The sequence below is a fragment of the Flavobacterium sp. GP15 genome (assembly GCF_014281985.1).
Taxonomy (GTDB): domain Bacteria; phylum Bacteroidota; class Bacteroidia; order Flavobacteriales; family Flavobacteriaceae; genus Flavobacterium; species Flavobacterium pygoscelis.
Map to the genome: position 1 here is coordinate 418,589 of NZ_JACFTC010000001.1, position 12,681 is coordinate 431,269.

The window sequence follows — 12,681 nt, forward strand, 5'->3', positions numbered from 1 at the left end:
AAATTCAAAGCTTAAAATCTTATTCCTTTTTTTACTAACTTTGTTTTTATGGAAACTATCAAACTAAATATCGACCTCAATGTCAATCAATTGATTGAAGCCGCAAAACAACTTTCTCCCAAAGACCGCTTAAAACTCAATGATGCCATTTGGAATCATGATATGGTTATTCCTATTGAACATCAAAAAATAGTTTTAGAACGAATGGCAAAAGCTAAAACTAATCCTGAACGCTTGTTGGATTGGGACGAAGTTTCTAAAGCGCTTTAATTGAGTTATATTTTAAAAATAGATAGTGATGCTTTCAAAAACATTCAAGAAACTACTGAATGGTATGAGATGCAATCCAAAGGTTTAGGACAACGCTATAAAACTCAGACCAAAAAACAAATCAATTCTTTAAAAAAAGACCCTTATTTATTTTCTATCAAATATGGCGGAATACGTTGTAGAAAAATCGAAAAATTTCCTTTCTTAATTCATTATTTGATAGACGAAAATACAAAAACGATAGCTATTTTTGCAGTTTTTCATACTTCGAGAAACCCTGAAATATGGAAAGCTAATCTAAATAAATAACATTTTTATGGAAAGCTAATCTAAATAAATAACATTTTTGAAGATGTAAAAATCCTTACCATCATTGGCTACAAAACTTTGTACCTTTGCACCTCAAAACAATTTAAATATAGAATCAAGTTCGCTTTGTTCATCGCAATAACTATGATAGAAGATAAAAACCAACAACGTACTAGTATCGCTCAATTAGGAGAATTCGGACTAATAGATCATTTAACAAAAAACTTTAAAATAAATCAAGCTTCCACACTAAAAGGGATTGGTGATGATGCTGCCGTATTGGATTTTAAAGACAAAAAAGTAGTTGTTTCTACTGATTTATTAATTGAAGGGGTACATTTTGATTTGGCGTATATGCCATTAAAACATTTGGGATATAAAGCAGTTGTTGTAAATGTCTCTGACATTTGCGCTATGAATGCCAAAGCGACACAAATTACGGTTTCTGTAGCCGTTTCAAATCGTTTTCCTTTGGAAGCATTAGACGAATTATTTGCTGGAATTACACATGCAGCTACTGAATATAATATTGATGTAATTGGTGGCGACACCACCTCATCACAAAAAGGATTAATCATTAGCATTACAGCTATTGGCGAAGCAGATGAAGAGGAAATAGTATATAGAAATGGTGCGAAACAAACCGATTTATTGGTGGTCACTGGTGATATTGGAGCCGCTTATATGGGATTACAGGTTTTAGAACGAGAGAAACAAGTATTTCAAGTTAACCCAAATTCACAACCTGATTTAGATGCATACACGTACTTAATAGAACGTCAATTAAGACCTGAAGCTCGAAAAGATGTTCGCACTTTGTTACATGCTTTAGAGATAAAACCCACCTCAATGATAGATATTTCAGATGGTTTATCATCAGAAATCATGCATTTATGTAAGCAGTCAAATGTTGGCTGTAATCTATACGAAGATAAACTTCCTATCGATCCTCAGTTTATAAACGTTTGTGAGGAATTTAATATTGATAGCACAACTGTAGCCATAAATGGCGGAGAAGACTATGAATTACTTTTCACAATTGCGATGGAGGATTTTGAAAAAATAAAAGGGAATCCAAACTTTACAATTATAGGACACATGACCCAAGAAAGTGAAGGAATTCATTTAGTAACGAGAGCCAATACTAAAATTGCTTTAAAAGCGAGAGGTTGGAACGCTTTAGCAGAATAATTCTTGAACAACTACCCTAAAAAAACGACACTTTTTCAGGTGTCGTTTTTGCTTTAAAGATTTAAAATAAAAGTCCTTTATTTTTAGCTTCACGCACTAAATCAGCATCACTACCTTGCTCTACTGATAGTAATTCCTTTAAGTTTATTTTTCGTTGCTTTATTGCGGCTAAAGTTAGCGGTATGTACTGATTCATATCATTCAGTTTAGTGCCTTTGGACAAATGAAATAAAATTTGCTTATCTAATGGATCAATTTCAATTGTATCTGCTTCAGCTTGACTTATCATTTTAAGAACCGATTCACTGTAATATTTTTTATTTTTTATAACTGTATCAAAAGCAAAAAGCAATTCATCAAAAGTCAAGTCATTTTTTATAACCAAACCATCAGGATTAATTGTCTTTATAATTGTCTTTATTTTTAGCAATTCACTAAACATGGTTAACAATATGATTTTGCAATTTGGCATGTATTCTAAAAGCAATTTAGCTAAATCTTCTCCAGAAAAAATATTTTTTTCTTCATAAGAAGGCATACTAATATCCAAAAAAGCAATGTCAAAGTGATCAATACTCCCATCGGTGATTATATTGTATGCTTTCTCACAATCATTGGCTTGAGTGATTACAAATTCAAATTCTTCAGGCTTGTATCGAGTAATTGCATTTTTATACCCTTGTATAATAAAAGGATGATCATCAACAATCAATATATTACTTTGTTTCTTTTTTATTGTTGAATCCATTATCAAATGTTCTTAGTTAATTATTTTTTATTCAATAGGAATCGTAATAATTATAGTTGTTCCCTGTCCTTTATTCGATTTTATTTCTACTTGACCATTACATTCCTGAACTCTAAAAAGGATGTTTTGAATACCAATTCCTTTTTTAGCTGTTTTAAGATTAAAACCTATTCCATCATCGCTAATTTCAAGTTTAAGATTATTTTCTGCTTGAGAAAACGCTACTTTTATGGTATTAGAATCTGCGTATTTATTACTGTTTTGAAGTGACTCTTGGATAATTCTATACAAACTGATTTTAACAGCATTATCAATAGATTCCCATCTAATAGTAGCATCGATAACTGAAATAAATTTTGATTTATAGGTCTTACGCTGTTCTTCAAACAACCTATCTAGTATAACAACGAAATTATTGATTAATTCTGATTTTTCTTTACTTAAATCATGAGAAATTTCACGAATATCTTGTTCGATATTTTTTAATTCTGACAAATAGGCTGTTCTTTGTTTTATTGCTATTTGATCCTGAAAGCCATTTAAACCGTCTAAATTCATTCGAACACCAAACATTCGCCCTAATACACCGTCATGTAATTCGCGAGCAACTCTATTCTTCTCTTTGATCCTATTCTCTTCAATTGTACTTTGCTGTGATAACATTAAATTATAAATTTCTGCATTGGCTTTTTGTTGCTCTTGTTTGAACAACAATTCTCTGTTTTTTGTCTTCTGCGTTTTAATGATTAAAATAAGAATTCCCAAAACGGCAAAAGCACTAAAAAAATAAACCATATTTCTATTCCTAATCATCAAATCAGAGTTCTCACTTTTTATCTGATCTGTTTCATATTCGATACGAGTAAATTTCTCTCCTATTTTTCTCTCTGAACTCTGTAAACTATCATTAATTCGAATATATTGTTTAGCATAAAAAGCCGCTTTTTTCGGTTGCAATGTTGAAAGTCGCTTAAGGGCTAATAAAACACTTCTATAATTCTTAGAAGTCATCGACAAATCAAGAGCTTGCTTTAAAAATTTTAAAGATTTTAAAGAATCATTTTTGGAAGCAAAATATTCTGACAAGCGCAACTTACTAACTATGATTCCTGAAGAGAGTTGTAACGAATCACGAATTTTGAGCGCTTCATAAAACTGCTGTGGTAAATCTGTAAAATCGCCTGTTTTAAATTTCGAATAAGCTAAATTATCTATAAGCATAGCATATAAGGAGGCCTTATCTGTTTTTAAGTTTTTTTGTTCAAGCCCTTCTATGAAATATGTAATAGCTTTTTTATGTCTATTGCTATTTTGATATATATATCCGATATTGTTTAAAGAGGTCGCTTTCGATTGAAAAACTGAAGGCATTATTTCATTATCGATGCTTGAAAGTGCTTTTAAGTTGTATTCAATCGATTTATCATACTCATCTATTTCCGTATATATTGTACCTAACAAGTTATAAGAATCATAGTAAATATCAGGAAATTCCTGACCTTTAACAGCTCTGAGCGCATTAAAAACAGTTATCTCACTACCCATGAAATCGCCTGCATTGAATTGCAATAATGCTTTATTGAGCCTTGTTTTTGCTAAATTATAAACATCCTCACGTTTGAGATAGAGTTTCTCGGCTTTAGAATAATATATAAAAGCACTATCGGCAACGCCTTGCGTTACATAAAAATCTCCTAAATAGTTGTACGCTTTTAATTTACTTATGGTATCTTGATTAGAACTGGTTTTTTCTAAAATGACGTCAACAGTTGTTTTAAAATCACCCCATCTGTCCATATTATAATAGCGGTTTGCTACTTTAAATAGGTTAACCGTATTTAACGAATCACTATGCTGATCAATAATAATAGAAAAAGCTTTTTGATTGAACTGCTTTCTTTTTTCTGGCGGTAAATTAAAATCATTTGCCAATGAAAGATAAGACGAAAGACTATCTTCAGAAGAGTCTATGGTTGCGCTAAATTTATTTTTTTGATTACAACTTAGAAAAATAAATAAAACGAGAAGCAATAATGGATAAATACTTTTCAATAGAATTTTTATATTTCACCAAAAATAGCAAAACAATTGCTATAAAAAAAGGCTGTCAAATAATTGACAGCCTTAACTATATTGAAGATAAATAGTAATTAATCTACCTTTTTGTTTCCTCCTACTGATCCTGCTCCTATAATATCAACTTTCTTATTTCCTCCAACAGATCCTGCTCCTATAATATCTACCTTTTTATTACCACCAACAGAGGCCGCACCAATAATTTCTACATTTCCGTTATTATCTGTAAGTGATATTGTATTGGCTTGAGTTGAAGTAAAAGAAGTTAATACCATTATTAAAGAGAATAATCCGATTGTTAAGATTGATTTTTTCATAATTTGAGAGTTTGAATTTGTTGTTTATCCTACCGTATGAAATCACTTTTTCGTTGATTTCTTTTGTAAAACTACATAGGATATTCCTAGATTTGCTTGTTACAAAAGCGGATATGGTAAAACACGCCCATCTGATAGTGAACGACCTTCAAATTATGACAATTGACTGCTTTTTAAACTTTTAAGTAATTTCCGGTAGAAAAATCGGAAATAATGAGATCAATATTAGACTTATAAGTTTTAGAAAATGGAAGTTTTACAGCACTATTTTTTATGTAACACAATGAATTCCCGCTGTGTATTCTGGAAATATAATTGCGATTTACAATATAACTATTATGAATTCTAATAAATGGGTGCGATAAAACTCCTTCAAAATGCTTTAATGTTTTAAAGGCGGTAATCATTTCACCATTGTATAAATAAATATCTGTAGAATTATTATCTGCTCTTAGATAGCAAATATCATCTGCTTCGATATAACGATAATCACCATAGGATTTAATACATAAAGTCAGAGATTTCATAGAAGAAAAACCTTGGTCTGGTGTCATAAACATTGGTTTTTCACTGCGTGATACTGCTAAATTAAGATTAATCTCCTCAGCAATAGCACTCTTATTTAGTTTTAAAATTAATTTTACAAAATCAATTTGTTGAACTGGTTTTAAAAAATAATCAAAAACACCATATTGTATTGCTTCAAAAGCCAATCTTTTTTTTCTAGTAGTAATGATAAATCTAGGAGGAGTTTTCAAATATCTATTTACTTCATTAATCATTAATAAAGACAGATTGCTAGTTGTATTAGTTGGGTCAATTTCTAAGAAAACCAATTCTGGCGTGTGTTCTAAAATGAGATTAAGACCCTCAGAATAATTATTGGCAGCAGCAAGAAATATAAGCTCTGAGAAGCCATCAGCAATTTCTTTTGTTATTAAAGCGCTGACAGCGTTATCGTCATCAATAATAATATAGGAGTAATTCATCACTTCTTTTGGGTTGAATTTACGATCATCAATACAATTCAGACAGTTGAAACACACTACTTTTCTAGAAATAGTATACGTAAAAGTATTAATTATTAAGCAGAAAGATTTTTTTTAAAACCTAAATCAACTTTAGAATATTTGTTTTGATAACAACACCTAAAATGCATGCCAATTAAGACAATGAATTAAGCTGAATTTCGAAGCACTTATATTGTCTTATAAACAAGAAAGGCTTCCCTTTACGGAAAGCCTTTCTATTATAAAATAAGGTTTAATTACATTTTCATCAACCAATTTTTCATTGCAACTTCGTCTTCAATGATTGATTTCAAGTCAGAAATACTAACACGATCTTGTTTCATCGTATCTCTATGACGAATCGTTACCGTTTGATCCTCGATCGTTTGATGGTCTACAGTAATACAAAAAGGTGTTCCTAAAGCATCTTGTCTTCTATAACGTCTTCCTACAGCATCTTTTTCATCATAAGCCACATTGAAATCCCATTTTAAATCTTCAATAATTTTATGAGCGATTTCTGGTAAACCGTCTTTTTTTACTAAAGGTAAAACGGCTGCTTTTGTAGGAGCCAAAACTGATGGTAATTTCAATACTGTACGAGTTGAACCGTCTTCTAATGTTTCTTCTTTTAAGGAAGTAGCAAAAACAGCCAAGAACATTCTATCTAATCCTACTGAAGTTTCTACTACATAAGGAACATAATTCTGGTTCAATTCAGCATCAAAATACTGTAATTTTCTGCCTGAAAATTGCTCATGTGCTTTTAAATCAAAATCAGTACGAGAGTGAATACCTTCTAATTCTTTAAATCCAAATGGGAAATTAAATTCGATATCTGCTGCAGCATTTGCATAATGCGCTAATTTTTCATGATCATGAAAACGGTAATTCTCTCTTCCTAAACCAAGAGACAAATGCCATTTTAAACGGGCTTCTTTCCAGAATTCGTAATGCTTCATTTCTTCGCCTGGACGTACAAAAAATTGCATTTCCATTTGTTCAAACTCTCGCATTCGGAAAATAAACTGCCTTGCAACAATTTCATTTCTAAAGGCTTTTCCGGTTTGTGCAATACCAAAAGGAACTTTCATTCGTCCTGATTTTTGTACATTTAAGAAATTTACAAAAATACCTTGTGCCGTTTCTGGACGCAAGTATAAATCCATTGCAGTATCAGATGATGCACCAAGTTTTGTACCGAACATCAAATTAAATTGTCTTACCTCAGTCCAGTTTCTTGATCCTGATTCTGGGCAAGCTATTTCAAGTTCTTCTATTAATGCTTTTACATCTTCTAGATCTTCATTACCAAGCGAACGTCCCATTCTTTCCAGAATTTCTCTTTCTTTCGATTTATATTCGATTACTCTTGCATTAGTAGAAATAAATTCAGCTTCATTAAAAGCTTCTCCAAAACGTGTACGCGCTTTTTCGATTTCTTTGATTGCTTTTTGATTTAGCTTTTCGGCATAATCTTCAATCAAAACATCCGCTCTATAACGTCTTTTTGAATCTTTGTTATCTATCAATGGATCGTTGAACGCATCTACGTGACCAGAAGCTTTCCAAGTTGTAGGATGCATCAAAATTGAAGAGTCAAGCCCCACAATGTTGTCGTTCATTTGAACCATCGCTTTCCACCAGTATTCGCGTATGTTCTTTTTTAACTCCACTCCGTTTTGTGCATAATCATAGACTGCACTTAAACCATCGTAGATTTCGCTTGACGGAAAAATAAATCCGTACTCTTTTGCGTGCGAAACTACATTCTTAAATAAATCTTCTTGTTTTGCCATAGTACTGCAAAAATATAAAAAGTACACTACTAAAAAAAGGAATTAGTTGAAGTTTGAACCACTGATTTGTTTATTTTTACAATTAAATCTCTGATTATATGTTTAAAAGCATCATTAATCTCTTTTTTCCAAAAGTGTGTTCGGGTTGTAACGCTATTTTGATCAGCAATGAAATTGTAATTTGCACGAGTTGCAGACACAATCTTCCTTTGACAAACCACCATTTGAATCCCGAAAACGATGCTTTCAAGAAGTTTTATGGCAGGATTCCAGTTATTTATACTTCTACACTCTTATATTTTCATAAAAAAGGGATCGTACAACAACTCATTCATAATTTAAAATACAAAGGACATGAGGAAATAGGAACTATACTTGGCGAATGGTACGCTGAGGATTTAAAAGACATAAAATCCTTGGCAACAGTAGATGTTATTATTCCGGTTCCTTTGCATCGAAAAAAACTAAAAGAAAGAGGTTACAATCAAGTAACTACTTTTGGAAAGGCACTCTCTTTTAGTTTAAACCGAAATTATGAGGAACATATATTATTTAGAAATACGTATTCTAAAACACAATCTAAGAAAACACTTTTAGGCAGAACAGAGGGAATAGAAACTGTTTTTGATGTCTCATTTTCAGAAAAAGATCACAACAAACACTTCCTATTGATTGATGATGTATTAACTACAGGCTCTACTCTGGAGGCCTGTTCTAGAGCCTTACTAAAAATTCCGGGTGCTAAAATTAGTATTGTTTGTATGGCAATGGCACATTCCTAGTTTTATAATTTACTGATTTATATAAGTGTTAAAATAGCCACATTCGGCTATCACATCTTGATAATATTTGGTGTTAGAATAGTTGTTTTTTAAATTTTGAAATCCATTCCAAGCTAAAAAATTAATTCCATCGTCTTTGATATCCCACCAATTATTAGCTGTGTAATATTTTTTATTATAAAATTCGTTGCGCTCACATTTGGCTAATAAGTAAAAACATTTAGCTTTTTGCTCGTCATTTTTAGCAGCTTGTAATGCTTTTTGATAATACATTTTTGACAGCGAGCAATCTGTAATTATTTGTTTTATTTTATCTTTAAATTCATAAGGACTCGAACCATAACCTAGAATGCTACCTTCGTAAAATATTCTAGCGTTACCAAAATGAGTAATATTATAAAAGGCGTTCCCTAATAATAAGGCGTTTTCATACACCTCTTCTTTCTTCTCTATTTTGTCCTGCATAAGTTGCATTGCGGTAAGAAACTCTATTTGATTGTATTTCTTTTTTTGACGCTCTACATGTTCACAATCGTGACAATCCTTAATTTTTCCGTTGAAAGGATTGCCATAAAAAACTAAATATTGCAAGTCTCCCGCTTCCTTCATAAAACCAATTGCTTCGGGAATTTTATTTTTAAAAGTGGCCGTAACTGCCTGGTATTTACTAATTTTAGATAAATTTAAATCGTAAATTTTCTCTGCTATAGTTTCAATGGCAATCTTATTTCCTTTAGACAAAAAGGACTTCATTTCCTCAATATTTTTTTCATTATCATAAAAATCGGCTTCTTTAGAAAATAACTCTGACATAACTTTGTTTTTCTGCGCTTTATACAAAGCAGCAATATAACTCTTACTCCAAGCAGTTGCATTTTCGTAACGAAAATTCTCTAAATTCAGTTTAGGCAATTCAAAATACAACCAATTCAAATCGGAAATAATTATTTTTTCTGAGGCTGCATTAATCTTATCCATTTTACTCAAATTATTCACGAATCGAAGCAATCTCAATTGGCTCACAGCCAAAGGAGTTTTAGGCATTTTGGCTTCTGCAGCACTAAATTTTTTATCTGCTTGAGCAAAATTGCCATTCAGCGTTTCTAAATATCCTGCAGCAATATTCCATAAATAAGGTTTTAAAGTGGCATCGGTAGCAGCAATAGTTGTCACTAAATTCAGTGCTGTTTTATTAATACTATCTTTAACTATTTGCTTGTTTTGAAAAACTGTTCTGTCTTTGAATGACTTGTCAATTTTGTTTTCTTGATTGTTTATCAATCGTGTCAATAAATACTCAAGATGTTCACTTTTGGGATTTAAATCAACTATATTTTGAATGGCTTTTATTTCGTCTCCATAATATCCTTGTACCGACCATAGCGCCACTTTTTCGTCATTATTCTTAGCCATTGCTAAAGATTGATTCCAATCCTTTTGATCATAAGGATGAAAACTATACGCAGCAACTACTCGTAATCGTGGACATTTATCAAAAACTTGCGCATATTGATAATTCGATTTCGCGTAATTATGATTTCTATATTCTAATCCTGCCAAATAAGAAAGTGCTCTATAATACAGCGTGTTTTTAGGAACGGTGCTTTCTGTTTTCTGAAAAAAAGAATCTGTAATTTTCTTATTGTTACTATAAAAATTTGCTTTAATTGTTAGCAACCAATACCTATTTTTTAAAAAGGGATCTTTAGTTTCATTGTACAAACGCTCAATATTCTTAACACGTCTTGCGTCATTATAAAACACTACTTTTTGAGATTCATAACTCCAATAATCCTTATTTATAGATACGGTTTCTATAGCTTGGGCATTGTAGAGAAACTCCATAAAATTATAAATCTTTTTATCTTCTAAATTGATCATTTTAGACCATTTTGTGACGCTGGCATTCGATTTTTTTGTGCTTAAAAACGAATAAATATTGGCTACAGTTGTTGCGCTCGAATCTACCAAAAAGAATTTAACTTCTTTTTCGGATAGACTTCCTTTTAGATAAGCGCTCCAATCACTAACGATGTCATCGTTAAATCTGGTGTTGTGTTCTTGATCGAAACCAATACCATAAAACACATCAGAGGATAAAAAAAGTGGTGTATAGGATTTGTCTACAAATGTTTCTGGAGTAAAATTAGAATCAAAAGCCCAACCCCAATCTCCATTATCACTGCAGGCATAAATAACCGAATATACAAATAAGCCAATCGCACTAAAAACGAGTAATAACTTGCTGGAAGATATCTTTTTCATAATTTTTTATATTAATTTCATCTAAATCGTAAAATATAATTTCTTTAGGTATTTGTTTTAGATTAGAATTTAAATCCTTTGCCATTTCTAACAAATTTTCCTGAGAAATTGACTCTAATTTTAGCACATCATTCTCTTTGTAAAATGTACCTTTTTTATAGTTAGACTGTTTTACAGTAAAATAGTTTTTATTTTTAAAATCAAAATTTGGATCCTTTTTAAAGTTCGAAACATCAATTTTATTTCGCAATCCAATGACACGATGATCGCGAATGTGCACTGCCCAAGAATAAATTGGTAGAGCAACATCTATTTCTAAAGGATACTTTTTTAAACTTTCAAGATACCGATTCGCGATACTTCTATCATAAATAGAATTTAAAGAATCTGGTGCTATCACTCCCATGTTATAGTACATTAAAACTCCTTTATCTACATTAGGAATTTTAGTTTTTGCAAAATATTTTATTTGATGCAAACGTATTGTTGCTGAAAGCGTTTTACCAGAAATAGCTTTAAAATGATCTATAAAACTTAAATAAGTATCTCGGCTTTTCAACGTCCAATCACAATCGATTTGAATTTCTTGAATCTTAATTTTATTTTTAATATTTATCTGATTAACAAAGTCATATGTTTTTTGAGCTAAAACTTTAATGTCAAGTTTATCATTAAGCATCACTTTATTTTTAATGTAAACAACTGGAACGATCTCAAAACCATTTGTTACTGTTTCAAAGCGAATAGCCGTAACAGGAAAAGGCTGTCGTTTATCATCTAAATCGATGTCAAAATAACGAACATATATTTTTTTTACATGATTATCCCTTAAGCATTGCTTTTCTATTTTAGACAATTTGAAAATCGTTTTCCAATAATAAAAAGCAGCCGATGGCACCTCTCTTATGGTACAAGAAATGAATAAAGACAAAAAAGTTAATATGATTAAATATTTCTTCAAAAAAATTATAGGGTTATTTTAGCTACAAAAATAGTGATTTAAATTGCTTTAATGAATCCAGAAATACAATGATTTTTATCCTAAATATAAACGAATAAAAATGCTGTTAAAAATTAAAAACGGACTGATTATCAATTATTATCCTAATAAAACGAAGCAACTATCAATTAATTTAATGAAATTATAACAAAATAGAATTTCCGATTCCAAACTTAAATGTCTAAATTTGAATAAAATAATACTTTACATTAATTTAAACAATCATATTATGGCTTTTGAATTACCACAATTACCTTATGCTTACGATGCATTAGAACCAAATATTGATGCTCGCACAATGGAAATCCACCATACGAAACATCATAATGCTTATACCACTAATTTGAATGCTGCTATTGCAGGAACAGATATGGAAGGCAAAACTATAGAAAACATCTTGATTAATCTTGACATGAAAAACATGGCTGTTCGTAACAACGGTGGTGGTTTTTATAATCATAATCTATTCTGGACAGTTATGGCTCCAAACGGTGGCGGATTACCAACTGGTGATTTATTAGCTGCAATCGAAGCTGCTTTTGGAACTTTCGAAGAATTCAAAGCTAGTTTTAGTAAAGCTGGAGCTACTCAATTTGGTTCTGGATGGGCTTGGCTTTGTGTTCACAAAGGCGGAAAAGTTGAAGTTTGCGGAACTCCAAATCAAGACAATCCATTAATGCCAGGAATTGGTTGTGGCGGAACTCCAATTTTAGCAATGGATGTTTGGGAACATGCTTACTACTTGAATTATCAAAACAGAAGACCAGATTATATCGAAGCATTTTTCAATGTAATTAACTGGACTGAAGTAGCAAAAAGATTTGCTTTAGAAAAGTAATTAAGGCAAAAGCTTCGTTTTAGATATAAAACTATAGCTACTTTAACATAAAAAAGTCGAATGAACTAATTTGTTC

General features: G+C 31.2%; 12 protein-coding genes. 5 read left to right on the forward strand and 7 right to left on the reverse strand.

From position 1 onward, the window contains the following. The first annotated feature begins 48 nt into the window (after positions 1 to 48). The 3 genes from H2650_RS01915 to thiL all read left to right on the forward strand — a co-directional run bounded on the left by H2650_RS01915 (position 49) and on the right by thiL (position 1,770). On the forward strand, positions 49 to 270 hold the full coding sequence (locus tag H2650_RS01915; RefSeq protein WP_188049069.1) for an addiction module protein: 222 nt from the start codon (positions 49 to 51) through the stop codon (positions 268 to 270). Further along, positions 271 to 579 (forward strand): type II toxin-antitoxin system RelE/ParE family toxin, encoded by a 309-nt coding sequence (locus tag H2650_RS01920; protein ID WP_188049070.1) that lies wholly within the window; start codon positions 271 to 273, stop codon positions 577 to 579. 144 nt (positions 580 to 723) lie between these two features. Beyond that, positions 724 to 1,770 carry a thiamine-phosphate kinase gene (gene thiL, locus H2650_RS01925; RefSeq protein WP_188049071.1) on the forward strand — a complete coding sequence of 349 codons (1,047 nt, stop codon included), beginning with the start codon at positions 724 to 726 and terminating at the stop codon, positions 1,768 to 1,770. A 61-nt stretch (positions 1,771 to 1,831) separates the two neighbouring features. Here thiL and H2650_RS01930 read toward each other — a convergent pair whose 3' ends face one another. The 5 genes from H2650_RS01930 to H2650_RS01950 form a co-directional block, all read right to left on the reverse strand. Continuing rightward, positions 1,832 to 2,518, reverse strand: coding sequence for a response regulator transcription factor (locus tag H2650_RS01930; protein ID WP_188049072.1), 687 nt, complete (start codon positions 2,516 to 2,518; stop codon positions 1,832 to 1,834). A gap of 27 nt (positions 2,519 to 2,545) precedes the next feature. After that, complete coding sequence (locus H2650_RS01935) at positions 2,546 to 4,570, reverse strand: ATP-binding protein (RefSeq protein WP_255462779.1); 2,025 nt, start codon at positions 4,568 to 4,570, stop codon at positions 2,546 to 2,548. 98 nt (positions 4,571 to 4,668) lie between these two features. Next, the gene (locus H2650_RS01940; protein ID WP_188049073.1) at positions 4,669 to 4,911 is read right to left on the reverse strand and encodes a 3-oxoacyl-ACP reductase; all 243 of its coding nucleotides are present in this window, start codon (positions 4,909 to 4,911) and stop codon (positions 4,669 to 4,671) included. A 173-nt stretch (positions 4,912 to 5,084) separates the two neighbouring features. After that, positions 5,085 to 5,900, reverse strand: coding sequence for a LytTR family DNA-binding domain-containing protein (locus tag H2650_RS01945; RefSeq protein WP_188049074.1), 816 nt, complete (start codon positions 5,898 to 5,900; stop codon positions 5,085 to 5,087). A gap of 278 nt (positions 5,901 to 6,178) precedes the next feature. Further along, complete coding sequence (locus H2650_RS01950) at positions 6,179 to 7,720, reverse strand: glycine--tRNA ligase (protein ID WP_188049075.1); 1,542 nt, start codon at positions 7,718 to 7,720, stop codon at positions 6,179 to 6,181. Between the two features lie 98 nt (positions 7,721 to 7,818). On the opposite strand from H2650_RS01950, the gene H2650_RS01955 reads away from it, so the two are divergent. Continuing rightward, positions 7,819 to 8,502, forward strand: coding sequence for a ComF family protein (locus H2650_RS01955; protein ID WP_188049076.1), 684 nt, complete (start codon positions 7,819 to 7,821; stop codon positions 8,500 to 8,502). A 9-nt stretch (positions 8,503 to 8,511) separates the two neighbouring features. Here the strand turns inward: H2650_RS01955 and H2650_RS01960 are convergent, their stop codons facing one another. Further along, positions 8,512 to 10,767 carry a hypothetical protein gene (locus H2650_RS01960; RefSeq protein ID WP_188049077.1) on the reverse strand — a complete coding sequence of 752 codons (2,256 nt, stop codon included), beginning with the start codon at positions 10,765 to 10,767 and terminating at the stop codon, positions 8,512 to 8,514. Then, the gene (locus H2650_RS01965; RefSeq protein ID WP_188049078.1) at positions 10,727 to 11,728 is read right to left on the reverse strand and encodes a hypothetical protein; all 1,002 of its coding nucleotides are present in this window, start codon (positions 11,726 to 11,728) and stop codon (positions 10,727 to 10,729) included. The genes H2650_RS01960 and H2650_RS01965 overlap by 41 nt, the downstream gene beginning before the upstream one ends. A 268-nt stretch (positions 11,729 to 11,996) precedes the next feature. Between H2650_RS01965 and H2650_RS01970 the strand changes: the two genes are divergently transcribed. Then, positions 11,997 to 12,605: a superoxide dismutase gene (locus H2650_RS01970; RefSeq protein ID WP_210645509.1), complete on the forward strand. Its 609-nt coding sequence runs from the start codon at positions 11,997 to 11,999 to the stop codon at positions 12,603 to 12,605. Positions 12,606 to 12,681: the final 76 nt, after the last annotated feature.